Here is a 21,774-nt window from a genome sequence, read left to right as displayed (position 1 = left end):
TACTGGTTTCATGCAAAAATTGAAGCTAGTTTGATGAGAATCCAGCCGAGCGGAGTCGTTGCTCCCCCGACCAGGTTGGCCAACTCGGTTGTGGCGCTGACACCCTCAGGCAGCGAAACATGGACGAGATTCGCAGCGGTTGTGTACAGCGGCGCAATGCTTGTTCCCGCGTACAGCACGAACGCGACCATGACCAGCCCTGAGACGAACAGACGAACGAGATTCTTTTTCAAATACGGTGCCGCCATCGGGATCAAGAACACGAGCGAAGCCAGATCGACAAAAGGCAGCACTTTGTTGCCAGGCAACAAAATCGCGAGGACCAGCGCCCCGGGAATGAGCAGCAGCCCAGTAGCCAACACAGCCGGATTGCCGATCAAGAGAGCCGTATCCAAGCCGATGTAAAACTCGCGGTCCGGGAAACGCTTTTTCAAAAACTGTTCCGCCGCCTGCCGCACGATCTCCAGCCCTTCGACCAGCACGTTGATCATCGCAGGCAAGAGAACCATCACCGCCGCTACTTGAATGCCGAGTGTCAAAATTTCCGCAATTCCGAACCCGGCGAGGATGCCGAGCAACACCCCGAGAATCGTACCAAGCGTGAGCGGTTCGCCCATCACGCCGTATTTTTTGGTAATTTCCTCCGGATCGGCCTTGATGTCCCGCAAACCGGGAATTTTTTCGATGATCCAGTTCACCGCGATGCCGATGGGCACGTAAATCGCCGATGTGGCATGAGCAAAGGAGACGCCTTTCAAGTCGAACTCTTTCTGGATTTTCGGCGCCGTAATGTCCGCAATCACAATCGCGATCAGGAAGTGAATGAGTGCAGCGATCGTACCAACTGCGATGCTGTTAGTTGCCGCATACACGACACCGCCTGTCAGCATGAAATGCCAGTAGTTGAAAATGTCGATGTTGACTGTCTTTGTCCATTTCAACATTAGCAACAAAATATTCAAGAGAACAGCACTGAAAACAACGATCGGGACAATCGGCGTCCCCCAGCCAATTGTCGCACCGACAGGCCAGCCCGGGTCAACGACCGTCAGCGACAGGCCAAAGCGACTTACCATCGCTTCTGCTGCCGGGCCCAGCGTTCCCAATAACAGGCCGATTACGAGGTTGATACCGACAAACCCGATCCCTACCAGCATCGCTGCCTTGAAGCCTTGCCCGACTTTCACCCGAAAGATCATCGCCAAAATAAAGAAAATAATCGGCATCATAACAGATGGGCCCAACTGGATCAAAAACTGAATGACCGCCATTCGGTTGCCTCCTTTGATTTGTTTTTCGCTTTGCCCTTGCACGCTCGTTCGCTGCACCACCCCCTTTCCAAAACAAAAAACCCTACACAGAGCTAGCGCCTTTTCGCACTAACTCTCTGTAGGGTTTCGCATCTACACATAACCCGTTAACGTATTTTGTTGTCGCGTATGTTCCAAAGTTCACGCTTGCTTGTTGTCACACCGTTGATTCCGGCTGCGAACAGCTCGTGAACGACTTCTGCCGAATCGATAAAGCCACCTGCGAGAATCGGGACATTTTTCACGGCGCGGAACTGGTTCACAAACTGCTTGGCAAAAGGACCCGGGAGAATCTCAATCGCATCGAGATCGCTCATTTCCAGTCCTTTCAAACCATTTTCCAGCGAGCGTGAATCGAGGAGAAAAAATCGGTGAATCCCGATCAATCCTACGTTCTTCGCACGGTTGACAATTTTGGCACTCGGGGAAATGAGTCCATCTACCTGAAACAAGTCCTTGAGCAGCTTGATTCCCATTTGATCCTTGTTCAAGCCGCCGATCAGGTCCACGTGCACAATCACTTTTTTCTTGGCTTCGTGGCATTTTTGCGTCAAGCTTTTCAAATTTCCGATATGGACATCCGACAAGAGGATAACCGGAGCGTCGCTTTGCAGCGCGATCTGAAAATGGCGCAAGTCCCTGACAGAAGGAATCGTGACGTGGTTAGGAAAAAAATCAGTCGCCATCTTGAAACCCTCATTTGACATCTTGTTGGTAATTAAAGCGCTTTCGCCATTTATTTAATAACAGAACGAATCGTTTGTCAACTGCTCCTCACCGGAAATTCCGTTTTTTCAGATAAATCTTTTCCCCGTAAAAAAGGCCAACCCGGTGAGCGCGGGTTGACCTGCTGTGCCTCTATTCAAGGTGCTGCGCCTCGCGGGAAGGCATGATGAACATCGTCTCAACATCTGCCGCCGACAACGGGCTGGCGAAGTAATAGCCCTGAATTTTTTTGCAATCGTTTTCCGTCAAAATGTCCAGCTGGTCTTTTGTCTCGATGCCTTCGGCAATGACATCCAGCTTGAGGTTTTGCGCCATCGCAATGATTGTGGACACGATGGCCCGATCGTTGCGGTTTTGGGAGATATCGGTGATGAAGGAGCGGTCGATTTTCAGCTTGTGAATTGGAAATTTTTTCAGGTAGCTGAGCGAGCTGTAGCCTGTCCCGAAGTCGTCCAGGCTGATGCGTGTGCCAAGCTTGTTCAGCTCCTCCAAAATGTGAATGGAGACAGCCGGGTCCATCATCATGCTCTCCGTGATCTCCAGCTCCAAATACTCCGGGGCAAGCCCCGTTTCTTGCAGGATATTTCGGATATACGTCACGAGGTTGGACTGATGAAACTGGTGGGAAGACAGGTTGACCGACACAGGAATGAGCGGTCCGCCTTCGTCATGCCAGCGTTTCATCTGGCGGCACGCCTCGCGCAAAACCCATGTTCCCAAGTCGTAGATCAAGCCGGTTTCTTCAGCTAGTGGAATAAACAGGCCAGGCGAAAGCAGTCCTCTTGTCGGGTGATTCCACCTGACGAGCGCTTCCACACCGATCATCCGGTTGTACTCGGAATGAAACTGCGGCTGGTAGTAGACGACCAATTCGTCTCGTTCAATCGCTTTGCGCAAATCGCTCTCCAGCTCGATGTGATCCAGCAGTTGGGCGTCGAGGTCATCCGTGTAGAACAGATGGCCGTTTTTCCCTTGTCGCTTGACCTTGTACATCGCCGCATCCGCTTTTTTCAACAAGGAGACGGCATCTGACCCGTGCTCTGGAAAAAGGGCTGTCCCGATGCTCGCCGAAATGTAGAAGTCGCTGTCCTTCAGATGAAACGGCTGCTTCAATGTGTCGATGATTTTTTGGGCAAGTTCCGATGCTTCCCGGCCGTCTGGCTCGCATTTGCAAAGAATCGTAAACTCGTCGCCACCCATCCTGGCGATCGTGACCTCGCATCCAGCTGCACTCTGCAAAATCCGCTTGCTCACGCCCTGCAAAAACAAGTCTCCGTAGGTGTGCCCCAAAGAATCGTTGATCATCTTGAAGCGATCCACATCGAGCACCATGACGGCAAACGTCTTTTGCTCGGAAGCGCTGCGCTCGATCGCCTCCTCCAGCAGTTGGTTGAACCTTCTGCGATTCGGCAAGCCCGTCAGTTCATCATGGTACGCCAAGTATTCGATTTTTTGCTTGGCTGCGTTTTCTTCTGTAATATCCTTGACGATGATGTGTGTACCGACGATTTCTCCCGCGATTTCCACAGGTACTTTCATCACGCTCAGCTTGATGACATCGCCACCGGGGTAGCTCCACGCTGTTTCAAAGCTGTTCAGATGCTGTGCCGTCGTCTCGTAGAACAAGCTTCTGGTCTGCTCTCTCTCTGCTCTCGGAATGTGCAATCCGATCTGGGCGACGTGGCGATTGATATATTGCTCGGTGATCAACCCGGTTATTTTTTGCACCGCCGGATTCATGTCGATGACCATGCCTGTCTTATCCAGAGAAATAATCCCGTATTCATTGTTTTTATACAAAGATCGATACCAGCTCTCGTTTTCCTCGATCTCGGAATCTTTTTGCGAAAAGCGCTTGTTGATGAACACTCCTATGAGCGTGACGCCCAATAGCAAAAACGTAGCAAACACAATGACGTACGCAAGCGTCTCCGGCTGCATCTGCATTTGCACGTGCTCCCGCACAAGCGAGTCCGTGTGGAAGCTGGCGGCGACCATGCCCGTGTAATGCATGCCCGCGATGGCCGCTCCCATGATCAGGGCGCTGCCCAGCTTGTACAAGGACGCGTAGCGCGTCTGATCTTTGCGGAAGTAAAACAGCAGCCAGAGCGCTGCTACCGAAGCCGTACCCGCAATGATGACGGACAGGACGACCCACCAGCTGTCATACGTAATCCCGATGATCATCGCTGCCATTCCGGTGTAGTGCATGCCGGATATCCCCGCAGCCATGAAAGCTCCCGAGATGACGAGTTCCTTTGGCGTCAGCTCGTCTTTGGTCACGGTGTACAAAGCGATGCTGGAAACAAAAATAGCGAGTACGACAGACAAGATGACGTAGGCCATATCGTACATAACATGGATCGGCAAAGTCAGGGCCAGCATGCCGACAAAGTGCATGGACCAGATGCCCAGCCCCATGGATGTTGCTCCGAAAATCAGCCACAGCACGCGATGTTTTCCCCGACTGATTGTCACTCTGCCTGCCAGATCGAGAGCAGAGTAGGAAGCGGTGACGGCGATTAAATAAGATAAAACAACAAGAAAGCTATCATAAGTTCCGTGAAGTTGGTGTTGCACTCTCTTCCCCCCGCTTTCCTCTGATGACTTGCACAGCGTTACGCTATGCCCGCAGCCTCTTGAAGCGTTTCAGCCGAGATGACCACCTGTTGTGTGGCAACCCCAATTTCCTCCATGCTTTGTACCAGAACGCGCATGCCTGCCTCGACGTTTTCAACCTCGCCAAGACTGCGTGCCATCGACTGGACGATGTGCGCAAACGATTCTTCTGTCGCTTCGGATTCCGCCTTGCTCGCCTGCACGAGTTGATGAACTTCCTGAATCGCGCCTACGACCTCTTCGGTATATGTACGGGTTTGGACGATGTAGGAATTGATCTGTTCCACTGACAGCTTCGTTTGCTCGGACAGCTTGCGAACTTCCTGGGCCACCACAGCAAATCCTTTGCCATGCTCTTGCGCCCGTGCCGCTTCAATCGCCGAATTAAGCGCCAGCAAATTGGTTTGCCCTGCGATGTCCTGGACGATTTTGATGACCGTGCCAATCTCGCGTACGGATTGGTTCAACAGCTCCACGCTTTTTTCCATCGTATTCGTCCGGTTGAAAATCGCTTCGATCCGCCCTTCCAGCTCGCCCAGCTTCACTTTGCCCTGCGAAGCCAGATGCTGCGTCTCTCTCGATGTCTGCGCTCCCGAGCGAACACTGCGGTTTACTTCATTGCTGCTGGAGATCAGTTCTTGCATCGAAGCACTCGTCTGCTCGGCAATCGACGTCATCTGCTCGCAAACCGTAAAAATTTTCGCCTTCAGCTCTTCCTTGACCTGTTCATACTGCTTCTGTCTTTGGCGCAAATTTTCTTTTTCGTAAGCTTCCAGGACGATTTGCTGTTCAAAATTGAGGATCTTCGAAATCACTTTGCCAATTCGGACGCTTTCCACTCGATTCCCAATATTTTCGTGGACGATATCGAGCAATGTACTTTGCAAGTTTTGAAAGGCACCCATGTACCACTTCGGCTCCAGGCCGATTCGATAGTGCACTTCTGCTACACGAATCCGCTTTTGCAAAAACTCGCCGTCGATTTGCCCGCTGAACATCTCGATCAGATGCCGCTCCAACGTCTTTTGCAGCCGTTCCAGCGTGCTGTTGTCCAGGATGATTTGTTTCAGTTCTTCGACATTGGTAATCGTCTGGTAGAAAGCGGACACAATCTCGCGAATATGTGCCTGGATCAGTTTCTGGATCGAGCTTGCCAACCGGATTTCCTCTATGGTCAAATCAATCATTTCCAACTGCTTCAAGATCGTCGGATCGGTCACGTCAATCTTTGCTTTTGCGCGATCTTGCTGATCAAGCCACCTGGAATGCTCCATCGGCTTTTTCCGGCTTCCCCACAAACTGTGAAAAAACGAAAATGGACATTTGCTCATGCTCTTCTTCATCCCCTATTCCCAATTCAAACCAGCTACAAACATTGCTTCAGATGCAGTCCCCCAACTGCAACCTATTCTTTAGGCAAATAGACCCTCTTTATGATACAACATTCACCTGAAAGATTTTTGAAACCGTCGCACTTTTTTTGGAAAAAACCTATTTTTTCATGGAAACGCAATATTTATAGGTGAAAAATACTAAAAACAAAAATAGAAATAGGTTTTTTTCACCAAAAAAGCCGACCTGTAAAAAGTCGGCTCTTCGTTATGATTTTTGTTTCCACTGCGCAAACCACGCTTGAACCGCCGGATGAGCCTGGGCGTCAAACTCAGTTCGTAGCATAGACACGAGCAAGTCGTATTGCTTTTCCACGGAAAAACGATCGCCAAGCTTGGCGTAAAGACGCATCAGTTCATAATAGAGTGCTTCTTCGGAAGGCAAGATTTTTTGTACGTGCAAATAATGCGAAACGGCCTGTGTCAACTGGTTGCGCTCTACGAAAAAGCGAAAAATGTCGTGCGCATGCTGAAGAAATTTTCCGCGCAGTCGGATTCGTTCGGTTTCAGCCCACAAGTAATGATGGTCAGACAAGTAATCTCCACGGTACTGCTGCAATACGGACAGATGCACGTCCAATGTTTCTGGATCAAGCGGCGGCGCGGTGTTCAGGTTGGCTTCCCACTCCTGCACGTCCAGTCTCGTACCATTCATCTCCAGCAAGTAGCCTTCGTCACAGTTGACGATCTGAACGCTCATTTTTTCTTCATTGATGACTTTTCTGATCTGATAAACGGTCGTATAAAGCTGCGTAATCCCTTTTTTCCAATCGATTCCCGGCCAAAACTGGTCGAGAAGAACTTGTTTTTTGACAACTGTTCCCCGGTGGTGCAGCAAAAAGGCGAAAATTTCTTGTGCTTTTACAGTTTTCCAGCGCAACGTCAGCGGCTTTTGGCCAGCCAGCTCTAGTTGCAAAGAGCGAAGGCTGTGGATCAATCCGTTTTCCGGATCAGCATTACGAGCTGCAACAGCCTCAAGCGGCGCTTGTTTGCCGAGTCGCTGAATCGTTTTTTGCAAGCGCTCATGTTGAATCGGCTTCAAAATGTAATCCAGCGCATTCAGCTCAAAAGCCTTGATTACGTATTCGTCGTATGCCGTCACAAAAACGATCGCCATGTGCGGATACAGTTGCAAAATTCGCTCGGCTAACTCGATTCCGTTGACACCTGGCATCTGAATGTCCAGAAACACCGCATCCATAGGTTCCTGGGTGATTCGTTCGAGAGCCAGCTGCGGGTTGCGGTATTGTCCCAAAATGTTCAGCCCGCCGATGCGTTCAAGCTCCTGTGCGAGATGGCGAAGGGCAAGCGGCTCGTCATCCACGATGATTACTTTCATACGAAATCCCTACCTTTTCCAACGGCAGACGAATCAAAATCTCGGTTCCTGTCCCTTGTGCACTGTTGATCCGCAATCCTTGGCCGAACAGTTGCCTTAATCGCCGCTCGATATTTTTCAAGCCGATTCCACCAGACAATGAATCTGTAAATAAATGTTCGAGGACATCCGCAGCGATGCCAACGCCGTCATCCTCTACCGCGACGCACACATGCTCGTCTGTTCGGTAGACACGAATGAGCACATGTCCCCCTTCAGCCTGCTGCATAATGCCATGGCGAATCGCATTTTCCACCAGCGTTTGCAGGGTCAGGGGCGGGATCAAAAAATCAGTCGTCGTGGAGATTTCAATTTGATAGGAGAGCCAATCTTCAAATCTGACCTTCTCGATGTGCAAGTAAGAACGAACCAGCGCCAATTCCCGTTCGAACGGAATGAGCGGCTCCGAGCTTTCAAACCGGAAGCTCTCCCGCAAATATTGCCCAAATTCATTTAACAAGGAAGCCATCCGGTCAGGTTCACTCCGACTCAGCGACGCAATGGAATTAAGCGTATTTTCATCCTGTTTCCCAGAATTTGCATAGCCTCCCGTCCATCCCGCGCTGTCGTCATCCACGACTAAAATTTCCGCTTCCGCCAATGCTCCCTCGCCGCTCGGCGCAGCGCTGACACGATCGGCTCGCATCGTTGGCTTCGGCAGCGCAGCTTCAACAAGCTTTCGCGAAACCTCTTGCTGTCCTGTATTCGCCAATGGAATAGCCAGGCGGTATACGACATCTTCAGGAGAATCAGCGTGAACCGTTATCACTCCGCCATTCCCTCGCCCTGCAACCGGATGGAGATGTCGGCAAACGGCTCCTTTACGCTCGCCTCAATGATGATTTTCCCGCGAATCACTTTCTTTTGAGCGTGGATCAAAATGCTCATGAGCAGCTGATCCATTCTCTCCTCATCCGCTAAAATGGGCGGAAACCCCAAAGGAATCTTGTTCTCGAACAAGACGCTGTGATCAAAATCGAGGTAGTACAGCCTCTCGATTCCTTCGTTGACCACTGAGCGAAAGTCAATCGGTCGAACTTGCAGCAGCATAGTTTTGTTGCGCAAGCGGGAAAAGTCGAGCAAGTCATTGACCATGCTTCTGATCGTCCAGCCTACAGAAGTGATAATCCGCAGGTCATGCCTCTGGTCAGGCGTCAGTTTGTCGTCCTCATGCAATCTCGCATCTGCAATGCTGATCATCGCATTGAGCGGCGTTACCATTTGCTCGGAAATGCTCGCCATAAATTCATTTTTGAACTTGTCGACAAGCAGCATTTCCTGTGTGATCTTCTCGGTCTTGCGGTAGGCGAGAATGACTTGTTGCAGGAACAAAAAAGAAATGACTACGAGGAAGCTGAAGTTTTGAAAGAAGTACCAGCCGCCTTGTTCCGTGATTCCAAAAATGATTAGCGCGTTCAACAAAGCTTCCGATGCAAACAGACAAAAAGCCAGAAACTCATACCAGGCCCCCTCCTCTTTGCTTCGCAAGCTCCAAATGAGCAGAACGAGTATGAAAATATACATCAAGGTAGAGACAAGATTCCACGCTGCTATGTACTGCGTCGCCTGGTCAGGCGGAAACACGAGGATCATGCGAATAAATGCGCAGCTTATAAGCAGTACCAACTTTTTGAGCCACTTGTCTACTCGCCGCTGGCAGCGACGATAGACGAATATGAACACACAGTAATTCAGTCCGATCCTGGCAATCCAGTATATCGTCACAGTTGCGTGAAAAGAAAGAAACGGCAGCAAGTAGGAAAGCCATTTGGTGCTATTCACCGATACAACAACCGCTAGAAAAAAGAAAAACAGGGAGAGCCACTCCCAGCTATTTTTCCGATCAAAAAAAATGGAGAAGTCCGAAATACAAGGTAAACAGCAAATATACTACGAGAATGGCAAAATCAAGTGCAGCGATTCGCTGGTGTTCCCCTACGATTACAGCAACAGGCCCCATGCTGATCGGCTGAATGATGCCTCCGCTTACGGCATGGTCAAAGTTAACGACTTGAACGAAAATATCGAAGCGCTCTTTCTCGATTTTTTTCCACGCGACATACGGAACAGCTTGTCCAAAATATTGCGCCGGGTCTGGGGCCACAATGCCTTTCGCGCCAATCTCCTGGCCATCAACGATTAACCGATGGGCAGAGCGAATCAGCGGTACGCGAAAAGCGATCTGCCCGGCTTGCTTGGCATCCATCACCACGGTTAACCGATACGTCCAGTAGCCTATGGCGCTGCGGGCATCGTCAGCATTCAAGCTTGGCCCCCAATTTCCAGGGGCCTGAATGTATGGGAAGCTGGCAGGCTGATTTTCCGGTAGCCTCGAAAGGAGCTGGCCCGGATAAAACTCCCACTCTCCCTTGAGCTTGAGCGGCTTTGTTGCGCCTTTCGTCCACCCGCGCAAATCCATGACTCCTTGTTTGGCTACCGGATCGTGATCCCAGTCAAATAACGACAGCATATTGACGCAGATCACTGCTATTACAACGGCACTCAAAATCGCAATCCGCTTTATGTTCATGCCCTGCCCCCTAGCGCTTTACGGCTTGCCCAGACAAAGACTATCGTTTCGGAGCGCGAAACCCTGCTGCTTGCGCCTCTTCTTCTGTGGCAAACCACATTTCCGCCTTCGTTTGCTCGTAGCTGGCCGAGCCGGGAACATGGTAAATTTTCTCGCCTTTGGCGTTGATGTTGCCTTTGATCGCCTTGCCCTCTGGCGGGGTGTCGCTGTCCGCGGACTTGCTCGGCTGCGCTTTGGACTCATCCTTGGCTTTGTCCTTTTTGCCTGCCGCTTTTTTGTCTGCGTCCTTGGCGTCTGCACCCTGCTCGCCTACATCCAGCCCCCACAGCCCGCGGTTGCCTTCCCGCGCTTCCCGCTCTGCGGTCAAAAACAAATCGGCCTGGGCCACATTCGGCGGGATGGTCATAATCCGCGCATACCCTTCCCGCACCAGCTTTTCGTTGACGAACGTCCCGTCTTCCATGTACACGTAAGCGAGCAGCCGCTGGTATTTGTCGTACGGCTCTACATCGAACTTGAGCGTGACCTTTTTGCCCGTCAGCAGCTCTTTCGTGTAATTGCTCGCTTCTTTGCCGTACGGTTCGACGGGATGGTTAGGCTTGACCGTTTCCGGTGTATCGACTCCGATCATCCTCACCTTTTCCCCGCTCGCCAGCTCAAACGTATCTCCATCGACCACGCGTTTGACGATCGCCGTCATTTCTCCGTTTGCCTTTGGTCCTTCTGCTGTAGAACAAGCCGCAAGCAAAAGCGCTACCGCGAACAGGTACATCACTAGCTTTCGTTTCATTTTGTCTTCTCCTCTTCCGCATTGCTTCTCGTTATGACTGCTTTCGTAAAAACCGTCTGACACGCGAAAAAACTGACCCAGAACGTGTCAGTTTTACGCGATTGCGATTTTTATGATTTTATAATTCTCCCCCACAATTTTCAAGCAAAGCCCTGCCTGTTCTACTCTTCGATATAATCAGACAGCATATCTCGCTCCAGCGGAACGTAAACCAGGGAAGGGGCCGTCTCGCCCTTGATCCAGACGTAAGCCAATTGCAGGGGATGGCGCTCTACGTACTGTTTGGCGGCTTCGACAGCGCTTGCTTGCCGGTTTGGTTTGTGCGCAGCCTGCTCCTGTTTCGGCGGCGTCTTCTGAAACCCGACGATTTGACCAGTCGCTGCTTGGACCGTAACGGTGTAGACAGGCAAGGCAGCAGCGTCATTTGCTTTGGACAACGCTTGAAAATAAATGCGGTAAGCCAGTTTGTCCTGTTCGACTTCCATGACTTGCAAGCCCGTCACTTCCGCAGCGAGGTAATGTTGCAGGAATGAAGCCGCTGTCTGTGTCGCTGCCGCAGCATCTTTGGGAGCGGTTGTCCTGTCAGAAGCAGCAGGCAGACTTTTGTACTCCAGTTCCACGACCTCTCCCGTGGAGGAAACGGTTTTTAGCGCGATGCTGCCGCCGTTCTCCAAGCGCCACCGATAGTTGCGCGTGTCCAAAAAGTCGTTCTCCGCTCGCCAGAACGTTTTTTCCACCGTCAAGCCAAACTCGCTCGCCACCAACTGCACAGCCTCGTCTTCCGTCGTCACCTTCCAGCTTGTCCGCTCGGCATCCAGCTTGTACGTTTTGCCGCGCAACGAGTCGTGTGCCTTGTCAACGCCGATCAACTGCCCGCTTTGCGCATCGAGGAAGCCCATCAGAGCCGGATCGTAGCCACTCGTTTGCGTCTCGGCAAAATAAGGCGTCAATGCTTGGACGAGAATCGTTTCGGCCTCCGCTTTTCCGATGGCAGCAGCCGGATCAGGGAAAAGTTGCTCGCTCCATTTGCCTCCTTGAATCTGCTTGGCCGCAATTGCCTTCCCGTTGTTGCGCTCATCCAACCCGACCGTGTAATGCTCGTTGAGAAACGGAAGCCCGTTTACTTGACGCACAAAGACGTGCTGGTTTTGCTTCGGATCGGCAAGCGATTCGACCAGCTTGTACTGACGCTGCTCGGCTCCGATCAACTGTTCCAAATAGGCCGCCGCCTTTTTGGTTGCGCTGCCATCGGCTGTTGCTGCATACGGCTCGGCTGGCGCGACGGTTTGACTCGTCGGCGGGACAGTCTGCTTTCTCGTTTCTGTTCGTGTCTCTGTCGCCTTTTGCTTAGTTGGCTTCGCCTGCTGTTCCTTTTCCTGAGCAGCTTTCCCGTCCTTTTCTCGTTCCAGCGGAGAAGTTTTCTGTGCAGACGGCGGATTCACGGTTTCGTAGGAGGGCTTCGCCTGCTCCGAATTGCCAGGCAGCTCCTGTTTCACGGAAGGAAACGCCAGAGAAGTGCCCCATACAGCCAGGGCAAAAAAAGCAGCCGTCTGCAGCGTCCAGCTTGCCGTCCTGCTCATTTTGCTGCGCCTGTCCATCTCGCGCGCCTGTTTGGACAACACCCCTTGCAGCCGCTTGATTTCTTCTGTTCGCGGTGCAGGTACATTCCCGCCAAGTCTTTTCATGCGTTCATGCAGGAACTCGTCATCTTCCCAATACATGCTTTCCCCCCTCACCTGCTGTTCGCACGTTCAACTGTTTTTGAATCAGCTTGATCGCGCGATGATAGTCCACTTTTACTTTTGATTCGGATATGCCGAGAATTTCCGCTGTTTCTTTTATGCTGCACCCTTTGATGGAACGTAAAATAATAGCCAGACGATATTTGAGCGGAAGCGCGAGAATCGCCTGTTTCAGCTCTTGGTCCCGTTCTTTTTCTACAAACAGCTCTTCCGGCAAGCCATCCTTGGCTGGCAACTCGCTGAACCACCAATCCGCAAAAAAACGTTGAAATTTCCGGCGGCGATACAGGTCGATTGCCGCATGTTTCGCTATGGAAAAAATCCATGTTTTCATCCGGACTCTTCCGTCATACCGCGGCAATGCTTGCAACACTCGTATAAAGACTTCCTGGGTGATGTCCTCGGCGTCGCTCTGATTCCCGATAAAATGATAGAGGAAATAGAAGACATCCTGGTAGTACGTGTCGACCAGGTTCGCAATCCGCTCTTCGTACGTTTCGTTCATTGGGTTTCCTCCGTCTCCCCATCCCTAAAAGGTGCGCCTGCCCGCTTCCGCGAAAGGGCAGGCACATGCTCTATCCGTAAACTATTTCCAAGGGATACTGCTTCCTGTCACGGCATCCACATATTCCTGTACACTTTCACTCTTCGCAGACTTGTACACGAGCAGCGGGTTCGGCTGGCGCTTGCCATCCAATACTGGCTCCAGATAGACCAGGCTCAGCGGATGATGTTTCAAATACTCCTTGGCTGCTTGCTCGCGCGGAACGATGTTGGCCGGATCGGGATAGACCACATTTGCCGGTTTGGAAAATTCACCGAACAGTCCGATCACTTTGCCCGTTTCTTTGTCGATCGTCACCTGATAAGCATGGTTTAAGACGGGCAAACCGTTTTGCGTGCGGTAAAAAGTGAAGCGGTAAGCGTTCGGGTCTTTCAGATAGGAGCTTGCATCTAACGCTACCGCTTTCGTCTCTTTGTCCAAGTAGACTTGCAGCACCTGCACGGCTGCTTTCCTCGCTGCTTCCACGGTTACTTTCTGCTTTGGCTCCACATATTGGCTCGGTTCCAGACTCACATCGATGACTTGTCCGGTTGCTGCTTTAACGGATACGTTCGCAACGAATGTTCCCTTTTTCCAGACATAGTTTTGCACCTTGCCCTCTGGCGTATCTTCCGCAGCCCGCTCCACGTAAGTAGCGTCCTCTGTGTTGAAGCCGATGATCGTTTTCAGCAATGCCGCTGCTTCCGCTTTGTCTTTTGCCGTCAAAGTCTTGCCCTGCGGCGATACGGGAAGGAGGGCACCAGAAAGATCGGGTTCATAGTAAAACTGCGAGTGCTGCGTCTCTACCGATTGTCCGGTTTTGGCATCGAGCATGCCCGACCAGGACACATGATAGGTCAGCATCATGCTCTTGCCGTCTTTTTGCAAACGATACGCAGGTGTCATCCGCTCGGCAATTGCTTTCTCGGCTTGCGCTACAGAGATGGCCTCTTCTTTCTTCGGCAAGTTTGCGGAAGACAGCGGATTGCTTGCGGCATTCGCCATCAGCCCTGACACTTCGCCGTTTCCGTTCACGCTGACGAGCAAGTTGCGCTCAAAAAACGGAATGCCGTTTACCACGAGCTGATAACTTGGTGTTCCTAGTTCTTCGGACCGTTTGGCGTCGAACTGGTAGCCTTCCGCAGCATCACCGAGCAGCTCGCGCAAAAACACGTCCGCTTTTTTCTTCTGCTCGTCGGGCGACAGCTCTTCGTCGCCTGCATCATCCGCTGCATATTCGAAGCTCTGAATGCTGCCTGTTTGCTTGTTCAAATAAATGGTCATCGCCGCCTCTTTATCTTCTTCCAGCTTTCTGCGCTCGACGACGATGACGTCACTGTCCTCATCCAGACTCACTTTTTCAACGGGCAACTGCTCCATGTACGGCAGAAGCTTTTCCAGTTTCGCGATCGTTTGCTGCGCGACTCCCTGGGCTTGTGCTGCCGAGCTGTCGGCTGACTTCGCGCTCGCTTGAACTGCCCATGCAGGGCTTGCTGCCAAAAGGGTTGCAGCAACAATTGACATGACGGCACTGTTCCATTTTTTCATTTTCCTTGCCTCCTGAATGGTGAATGTTGTTTTTTTGTTGCTCACTGCGTTATTCGCATGAGTTTGGAAAAGGTTACAAATTTTCGCAGCTTGCTCGCAAAAGCTTGTCCCAGGCAAATTCTCTGCGCGCTTCCCAGCGTCTGTGCCCGGCAGATGCCAAACCGAAAAAAACGACCTTCCACAAGGTCGTTTTGTCTATACGTACAGACTTAGTCACGATCGGCGCTAAACAAAAACAGCAGAACAACCACGACAATGATAATCCACAGAAACTCATCGTTATCGCGATCAAAAAAGCCATCGAACAGACCCATAGTGGAGTCCTCCTTTCCTTCTCGTTACAGCCTATGCAGAAGGCTAGGCACGTGTCAGCGATTGGAAGAGCCCAAAAGTAAAGGAATGTTTTAGCGCAGTCTGGCGATGAGCAAATGCGTGTAGACGGTCAGTTGCTTCGCCTCGATTTGAAAGCCGAGAGCGTCAAGCTCTGCAAGCAACCGGGAGCGATCGGCGTAAAACCGATCGTGGATTTGCATGATCGCTTCGTCTTTGCCTTCTCTGGTCAGCTCAGCGATGTGCGCCTGCCTGTGCCCTTCATCCACAAACATGAAATCCGCAATCACCAGGCGCCCTGTCGGCTTCAGTACACGGCGGCACTCCGCCAAGGCGAGCAGCTTTTGCTCATCGTCGAGATGGTGCAGCGCGTAGCTCGTCGCCACAAAATCAAAGCGATTTTCCAGAAACGGGAAGGCGAAAAAGGTGCCGAGCTTCGTTTCCATGGCAGGCAGTTTGCTGCGGCAACGGTTCAGCATTTGCGGCGACTGGTCAAAGCCGCTCATGATCGCTCCCTGGCTGACCAGCCGTTTGGCGAGATTGCCTGTACCCGTGCCTGCGTCCAGTCCGATCTCCCCGTGAATCGGGCCAAGTGCGGCGACGACCTCGTCCAGCACTGTCTCGTATGATTGGTGGGCGTTAAAGCTTTGCGATTCGCTGGTGACCCAGTCGTCGTAATAGTTGGCGATCTGGTTGAAATTCCAGCGATCCACCCAGTTGTCGCGGGACTGCCGCAACCGTTTGTTCGCCTCAGCCAGCTCGAACAACTCGGCTGGATCGATCGTTTGACTGTGTCCGATCCGCTCGATCATCGCTTCTGTCGTCTGGATGACTTTGGCCATTTCCACCCATCGCGTGTACATGAAAGAGCGCTGGAGATCCAGATAATGCAGCAGACTGCCTTCCTGCTCCTTCATTTGCGAGAGCAGCTCGCGTATATCGTCAATCGACATGCCGACCTCGCGCAGCGTGATGATCGTTTGCAATCGCCATACATCTTCTTCGGTAAAATGACGATACCCGGACTCATCTGCTTTGGCCGGCTTGATCAGCTCTTTTTCTTCATAATAACGAATCGCTCTTGGCGTAATTTGCAGCCTGCGCGCCATATCATTGATCAGCATGCATTTCTCTCCCTGTCAGCTTCTTATCGGTATCATATACCTTACCGTTGCGTCAATGTACAGGGAAAAACGAAAAAAACTGCCTGTGCGGCAGCTTTTTCTCAGGTTGCTTCTCTTGTATCCGCCTGTTAGTGGCGGGCAGGCTCGGAAATTTCCTGAAGCGCATCGCTCGCCTCATCGTGGTGTACTTGGCGGATCGCCATGTCCGCAATCGCGACAATCCCGACCAGCTTGCCGTTTTCTACGACAGGCAGGCGACGAATTTGGTGCTCAGCCATGATTTTTGCTGCTTCATCGACCGTCATGCCCGGCTGGCCGAGAACGATGTCCTTGGTCATGACGACCTCTGTCGCCGTCGAGCCTTCATGCTTCTCGGCCAGGCCGCGAATGACGATATCGCGATCCGTAATTACCCCGATCACATCGTTCTTTTCATCGACAACCGGAATGACACCGACGTTCCAGTCGCGCATTTTGCAAGCTACTTCGTACACATTATCCTTAAGCGTCACCGTTGCGACATCTTTGGTCATAATTTCGCGCAGTGTGCGGTTTTCCACTTTCGCCATCTTGTTCTCCTCCTTTTGCTGTTTGCTAATGAACGGTTGTAGTGTGTCCTCTCTGCTCTCATTTCATGCGCTGCAAAAGGGTATGATAAGATCGTGGCGGAACAGAGTTATGCATTGCGCTTCTTCCAAAAACAGACTATCATTAATAAGTGAAAATCTCACCATTTGTAGGAGGAAAAAGAATGGTTATCAAGGACACGGGGATTGGCACGAAAGAAGTTTTTTTCGCTGATCTGGAACATTACATGAGCGAACTCGGCTTTGATCGTGGCGCCTGGGATTACAAGCACGCTACATACGATTATAAAATCCAAGATAAAGGAAACGTTTACTACTTGCGCATCGAAGCAAACGTGACCGAAGGCAAGCTGGAAGATTCCCACGCTGTCCTGAAATTGGATGAGCCGTACATGGGCAAACACCTTTTCCCACACGGATTGGACTACGACTATCCAATGCCTGATTCCGTTGTAAAAACTGCCAAGCTGAAACTGCAAATGCTCGGCGAAAAGCTTTCCTCGCACTAATTTCAAAATGAAAATGTCTTGCGATACAGAGAGGTATCCCCTCTCTGTTTCACGTAGAAGGGGGTATTACCGTGAAGACGAGGGGCGTACCTGACTTCCTGCTCCTGTTTTTAACTGCCCTGATTGTCGGGTTTGGTATTACCATGGTGCTTAGCTCAAGCTCCATTTTCGCCCTGACCAGCTTCACAGCCAATGGCTGCTCCTATTGCAACGGGGACGAGCTGTATTTCGTGAAGCGGCAAATTCGCTTCCTCCTGATCGGTGTCGTCGGCATGCTGGTCGCCATGAATATTCCCTTCTCCTTTTACAAACGCAATTTCCTGCTGATTGCGATGGTGAGCTTCTTCATGCTCGTGCTCGTACTGATTCCGGGAATCGGTGTCAATATCAAGGGAGCGCGGTCCTGGTTCCAAATCGGCTCATCCAACCTGCAACCAGCAGAGTTTGCCAAGCTTGGCCTGATCTTGTACCTGGCGGCCATTCTCTCGAAAAAAGGAGAAGGTGTACGCAAACTCAAGTCAGGTTTGCTGCCGCCGCTCATGGTCACAGGTTTGTTTTTTCTCCTGATTGTCGTGCAGCCCGATCTCGGGTCTGCCGCCATTTTGCTCGGGAGTGCTCTCGTTGTGATGATCTGCGGCGGGGCCAGACTTCGTCATCTGATCGGCCTCGGCGGTCCGGTTGTCACCGTCGCCTTGCTTGCCTACATCACGACGAAGTCTCACGCCTTGAACCGGATCAACTCTTACCTCAATCCCTGGAACGATCCAAGCGGAACCGGGTACAACATCATTCAGTCGTGGATCGCCATCGCTCACGGAGGATTGTCCGGGACTGGCTTCGGGAAGAGCATCCAAAAGTATTTGTACTTGCCCGAGATGCATACCGACTTTATTTTCTCGATCATTACTGAGGAGCTTGGCTTCATCGGTGCTTCCTTGTTTTTGCTGGTTTATTTGCTGTTTTTGTTGCGCGGCATCCATATTTGCCTGCGCGTCAAAGACACGTTTGCCAGCTTGGCCGGAATCGGTGTCGTCACGATGATTGCCTTGCAGGCGATCTTGAATATCGGTGGCGTAACCGGACTGATCCCGCTGACAGGCGTGCCGCTGCCTTTTATCAGCTACGGGGGGTCATCCCTGCTCGTTTGTCTGATCTCGACAGGCTTCTTGCTGAGCGTATCACGTGAGGTCAGCCGCCAAAAGCTGGAAGAACAGATGAAAAAACAGCCGTACTCGATGTAGGGCGCCTATTCGTCTCCAAAGAAAAAACGGCCTGCTGCTGCGCAGGTCGTTTTTATTTGCTGATATCGACGCTCTCCACATGCACGTTGACCGCATCCACAAACAGTCCGGTCAGGCTCTCCACCGCTTCTTTCACCTTTTCTTGCAGCGTGTGGCAAACGTGATGAATTTGCGATCCGTAACGGACGGATACCCGCATGTCAATGATGACCCTGTCCTCCGTTACCGCTACCGTGATTCCTTTTGCACCGCCATTCAGCTTTTTCGCCAAATCTTGATACAAACCGCCGGATCTCACCGAAATCTCCAATACATCCTCTACTGCCACAGCGGCAATGATCGCGATCACTTGATCGGCCACTCTGATCTCGCCCAGTCTTTCAGCCATCAGGATGCCCTCCTCTTTTGACCGAATGATAACGGCTCTTCCCGTGTTATCTGATTTTTCTTTCATTATAAACAAATCATGCTTGGGCTTGGAAGGGGATTTGTTTTTTTCTCTCGGTTAATGTCGGAGCGGTGCAATGAATGTCAAGCAGTGTCAAACGATTGCTGGCGAGCGCTTGCTGCAAAGCCGGCTCCAGCTCCACAGCGCTGCGCACCGACACGGAGTCAGCCCCGCACGCCTTGGCCCACAGGCAAAAGTCTGGATTTGTCAGCCTCACGCCGAAGGAGCCGTAGCCTTCCTGCTTCATTTTCAACTCCTCCAAGCCGAGCGTCTGGTTGTTGACGACGATCAGCGTGATCGCAAGCTGCTGCTCCACCGCCGTCATCAGCTCCGCGAGGTTCATTTGCAGTCCGCCGTCGCCTGTCACACACACGACTTGTCTGTCGGGAAAAGCGAGCTTGGCCGCAATCGCGGCTGGCAGGCCGAAGCCCATCGTGCGCCACTTCCCGGAAAACAGCGGGTACTGCCTGACTGCGCGAAATGCGCGATTAAACCAGATCGTATGCTCTCCGGTATCGAGCGCCACAATCGCGTCCTCCGCCACCATTCGCCCTACTGTATGCAATAACAACTCCGGCTTCACCGCTTCGTCGGGCGATGACGCCTTGCTGATTTGCTCATTTTCCGCCCAAAGCTGCTCATGCCAGCTCTCTACTCTCTGTTCCCAAGCTTCGCCACGCTGACGATTTTTTAAACGGGCAAGCCACAGCGGCAATACGTCCAGCAGATCGGCAGTGACGGAAAGAAGCTTCGGCTGTGCATGCATAGACGTAGCAGCATGATCGACCTGAATAATCGGCAGATGCTTCGGAATAAACTCTTTCGGAAACCAGCTCGCCCCCAAAATGACGAGCAAATCCGCTTCGTCAAGCGCTTGCAGCACCCCCTCGCTTCCCCCTTCACCCAAGCCGCCCAGCACAAGTCGATGCGACTCGTCGATGGCCCCTTTTGCCCCTAAAGACAAAACAATCCCGGCCCCAAGCTGTTCAGCGAACCGCAAGCAAAGTGCCGCCGACTGCCGCGCGCCAATCCCGAGCAAAACGAGCGGCGCTTTGGCCTGCATGATCTGGTCAGCCGCCGATTCGATCTCTACGCGATCACCCAGCACGCGCGGGATGCGTGGCAATGACGGAAGGATTGTCGCTTGCGTTTTTTCGGCAAACACATTTTTGCAAATGGACAGATGCGCGACGTCTTTTTGCTGCGCGGCGGAAACAAAAGCGCGATGGAGCACCTCGCCCACGGCATCTGGTTCAGTCACCGTCGCCTGATAGCAGCTGATCGGGCGAATCATGTCTTCCTGCGCCACATACTGCTTGTAGCCGCCCCCGAGCTTGGCTGTCTCGACTTGTCCGGTAATGGCGATGACAGGAACGCGGTCTGTATGCGCGTCCGCCAATCCATTGAGCAGATTGACAAATCCCGGCCCCATCGTCGCGGTACATACCGCCGGCTTGCCAGTCAGCTTCGCTTCCGCACTCGCCATCATCGCGGCGGCAGACTCGTGTTTGCATGCGATATATTGCAGCTCTGACTGCTTCCCCAGTGAATCCAGCCAGGCAAAAATGCCATCCCCGGCCACTCCGTAAATGCGTTTGACTCCCCATTCGGCGAGCTGCCTGGAAAGATATTGCGCCACAAGCATCGTTACTCCTCCATTCTTCGTTAGCGAAAAGTCAATGGTAGTGTACGCATTCTCCAATATTTTACTAGGGCCTGTTGTAGAAAGTTGGAGAACCTAACAATTATCATCAGCTGATAAGCACATTCCCAAAGGAGGATCAAAAATGAAGCAGCCTGTGAAATGGCTGATCGCACTGGCAGCAGTAGCAATCGTCGTCACCACCGCCGTCATGGCTTCCCCGCTGCGTTCTGACGCATTCAGCCAACAAGTCGTCAAAGTCGGCACAGAAGGAAGCGATGTTCGCGAAATGCAATACCGTCTCAAGCATTTAGGGTTTTACACCGGAACGGTTGACGGTATTTTCGGCTGGCGCTCTTACTGGGCACTCCGCAACTTTCAGTATGAGTTTGGTTTGCCCGTAGATGGCGTTTTGGGGCCGAAAACGAAAGTGAAGCTGTACAATGCCACCAAAAACTACAAGCCAACCGCTGCGGATTTGGGCGCGTCGCAGGCGGCTCCAAGCGCACCCGCGCCAAGCAATCCGAAAAAAGAGACGTACCACGCCGCCAACATATCAGCCAACGACTTGCGGCTGATGGCAAATGCGGTATACGGCGAATCTCGCGGCGAGCCGTACATCGGTCAGGTAGCCGTTGCGGCGGTCATCTTGAACCGGACGAAAAACCCCGCCTTCCCGAACACGCCAGCCGGAGTAATCTTCGAGCCTCGCGCATTCACTGCCGTAGCGGACGGACAAATTTGGCTGACCCCAAACGAACAGTCCAAAAAAGCGGTCAACGATGCGCTGAAAGGCTGGGACCCAACCGGAGGAGCCATCTACTACTTCAACCCGGACACAGCCACATCCGGCTGGATTTGGAGCCGCCCGCAAATCAAAAAAATCGGCCGGCACATCTTCTGCCGATAAGCCCGAAACACGAAAACAGGCACTACAGTCAACAAGACTGCGTGCCTGTTCCCTTTTGTCCGCAGAAACTGCGTTCATTGCGAACGCTGGGTCTGCATATGCTCTGCCATTTTGACAAAGCGCTCTTCTGATTCCGTCGTGCCGCACACTCCACACTGGATCATGTATGAGTCGCCTTTATACGGCTGATGAAAAATGTCCAGCTCCTCGCTCGACAGTTGCTGAACCACCTCGCCTGTTTGCGGGTCGAGACGCATGTAGCGCGGTACTTGCTCGATGATCGTAAAGCGCATCCGGTTTGACTTGCATGTAGGACAAAGCATCGGCTTGGTCATAAAAGCACCTCCCTGTCTTGTTTCATCGTTTAGTTTCTGTCAGAAGAGGAACTCTATACCTATCTTCCTA

19 protein-coding genes and 1 pseudogene are annotated in these 21,774 nt (G+C 52.0%); 3 read left to right on the top strand and 17 right to left on the bottom strand.

The window, feature by feature from the left end; translation table 11 throughout:
- Positions 1-8 precede the first annotated feature (8 nt).
- From EDM60_RS21460 to EDM60_RS21395, 14 genes are all read right to left on the bottom strand, one after another.
- Positions 9-1,271, bottom strand: coding sequence for a PTS galactitol transporter subunit IIC (locus EDM60_RS21460; protein ID WP_122965894.1), 1,263 nt, complete (start codon positions 1,269-1,271; stop codon positions 9-11).
- 146 nt (positions 1,272-1,417) lie between these two features.
- Complete coding sequence (locus tag EDM60_RS21455) at positions 1,418-1,996, bottom strand: glycerol-3-phosphate responsive antiterminator (RefSeq protein ID WP_122965794.1); 579 nt, start codon at positions 1,994-1,996, stop codon at positions 1,418-1,420.
- Positions 1,997-2,168: 172 nt separating this feature from the next.
- Positions 2,169-4,616: a bifunctional diguanylate cyclase/phosphodiesterase gene (locus EDM60_RS21450; protein WP_122965793.1), complete on the bottom strand. Its 2,448-nt coding sequence runs from the start codon at positions 4,614-4,616 to the stop codon at positions 2,169-2,171.
- A gap of 38 nt (positions 4,617-4,654) precedes the next feature.
- Positions 4,655-5,986, bottom strand: a complete 1,332-nt coding sequence (locus EDM60_RS21445; RefSeq protein WP_167470359.1) for a globin-coupled sensor protein — start codon at positions 5,984-5,986, stop codon at positions 4,655-4,657.
- 268 nt (positions 5,987-6,254) lie between these two features.
- Positions 6,255-7,385, bottom strand: coding sequence for a response regulator (locus EDM60_RS21440; RefSeq protein WP_122965791.1), 1,131 nt, complete (start codon positions 7,383-7,385; stop codon positions 6,255-6,257).
- Positions 7,363-8,193, bottom strand: coding sequence for a sensor histidine kinase (locus EDM60_RS21435; protein WP_122965790.1), 831 nt, complete (start codon positions 8,191-8,193; stop codon positions 7,363-7,365). The genes EDM60_RS21440 and EDM60_RS21435 overlap by 23 nt, the downstream gene beginning before the upstream one ends.
- Positions 8,190-9,239, bottom strand: coding sequence for a sensor histidine kinase (locus EDM60_RS21430; protein ID WP_233454069.1), 1,050 nt, complete (start codon positions 9,237-9,239; stop codon positions 8,190-8,192). Before EDM60_RS21430 ends, EDM60_RS21435 begins: the two co-directional genes overlap by 4 nt.
- A 28-nt stretch (positions 9,240-9,267) precedes the next feature.
- A complete protein-coding gene (locus EDM60_RS21425; RefSeq protein ID WP_122965788.1) occupies positions 9,268-9,954 on the bottom strand; it encodes a hypothetical protein in 687 nt (228 codons plus the stop codon).
- A gap of 40 nt (positions 9,955-9,994) precedes the next feature.
- Positions 9,995-10,744 carry a thermonuclease family protein gene (locus tag EDM60_RS21420; RefSeq protein ID WP_122965787.1) on the bottom strand — a complete coding sequence of 250 codons (750 nt, stop codon included), beginning with the start codon at positions 10,742-10,744 and terminating at the stop codon, positions 9,995-9,997.
- Between the two features lie 161 nt (positions 10,745-10,905).
- Complete coding sequence (locus EDM60_RS21415) at positions 10,906-12,465, bottom strand: hypothetical protein (RefSeq protein ID WP_122965786.1); 1,560 nt, start codon at positions 12,463-12,465, stop codon at positions 10,906-10,908.
- Positions 12,449-12,991 carry an RNA polymerase sigma factor gene (locus tag EDM60_RS21410; RefSeq protein WP_122965785.1) on the bottom strand — a complete coding sequence of 181 codons (543 nt, stop codon included), beginning with the start codon at positions 12,989-12,991 and terminating at the stop codon, positions 12,449-12,451. Before EDM60_RS21410 ends, EDM60_RS21415 begins: the two co-directional genes overlap by 17 nt.
- 81 nt (positions 12,992-13,072) lie before the next feature.
- Positions 13,073-14,578, bottom strand: coding sequence for a YcdB/YcdC domain-containing protein (locus tag EDM60_RS21405; protein WP_122965784.1), 1,506 nt, complete (start codon positions 14,576-14,578; stop codon positions 13,073-13,075).
- 404 nt (positions 14,579-14,982) lie between these two features.
- On the bottom strand, positions 14,983-16,032 hold the full coding sequence (locus tag EDM60_RS21400) for a MerR family transcriptional regulator (RefSeq protein ID WP_122965783.1): 1,050 nt from the start codon (positions 16,030-16,032) through the stop codon (positions 14,983-14,985).
- Positions 16,033-16,160: 128 nt separating this feature from the next.
- Positions 16,161-16,601, bottom strand: coding sequence for a CBS domain-containing protein (locus EDM60_RS21395; RefSeq protein WP_063230771.1), 441 nt, complete (start codon positions 16,599-16,601; stop codon positions 16,161-16,163).
- A gap of 182 nt (positions 16,602-16,783) precedes the next feature.
- On the opposite strand from EDM60_RS21395, the gene EDM60_RS21390 reads away from it, so the two are divergent.
- Together EDM60_RS21390 and ftsW are read left to right on the top strand one after the other, a co-directional pair.
- Positions 16,784-17,128 (top strand): YugN family protein, encoded by a 345-nt coding sequence (locus tag EDM60_RS21390; protein ID WP_063230770.1) that lies wholly within the window; start codon positions 16,784-16,786, stop codon positions 17,126-17,128.
- A gap of 71 nt (positions 17,129-17,199) precedes the next feature.
- Positions 17,200-18,369: a putative lipid II flippase FtsW gene (gene ftsW / locus EDM60_RS21385; protein WP_122965782.1), complete on the top strand. Its 1,170-nt coding sequence runs from the start codon at positions 17,200-17,202 to the stop codon at positions 18,367-18,369.
- Positions 18,370-18,421: 52 nt separating this feature from the next.
- Here ftsW and EDM60_RS21380 read toward each other — a convergent pair whose 3' ends face one another.
- Both EDM60_RS21380 and EDM60_RS21375 read right to left on the bottom strand, forming a co-directional pair.
- A complete protein-coding gene (locus EDM60_RS21380) occupies positions 18,422-18,757 on the bottom strand; it encodes an Asp23/Gls24 family envelope stress response protein (protein ID WP_122965781.1) in 336 nt (111 codons plus the stop codon).
- A gap of 76 nt (positions 18,758-18,833) precedes the next feature.
- Entirely contained in the window at positions 18,834-20,462 is a 1,629-nt protein-coding gene (locus tag EDM60_RS21375; protein ID WP_122965780.1) for a thiamine pyrophosphate-binding protein, read from the bottom strand.
- A 256-nt stretch (positions 20,463-20,718) separates the two neighbouring features.
- On the opposite strand from EDM60_RS21375, the pseudogene sleB reads away from it, so the two are divergent.
- Positions 20,719-21,369, top strand: a pseudogene (sleB, locus tag EDM60_RS21370) (spore cortex-lytic enzyme); the annotation flags it as partial.
- A 74-nt stretch (positions 21,370-21,443) separates the two neighbouring features.
- On the opposite strand, the gene EDM60_RS21365 reads toward sleB, so the two are convergent.
- Positions 21,444-21,704, bottom strand: a complete 261-nt coding sequence (locus EDM60_RS21365) for a hypothetical protein (RefSeq protein WP_122965778.1) — start codon at positions 21,702-21,704, stop codon at positions 21,444-21,446.
- Positions 21,705-21,774: the final 70 nt, after the last annotated feature.

The organism is Brevibacillus parabrevis, from assembly GCF_003710905.1.
GTDB lineage: Bacteria > Bacillota > Bacilli > Brevibacillales > Brevibacillaceae > Brevibacillus > Brevibacillus parabrevis.
This window is presented reverse-complemented; position numbering and strand designations above follow the sequence as displayed.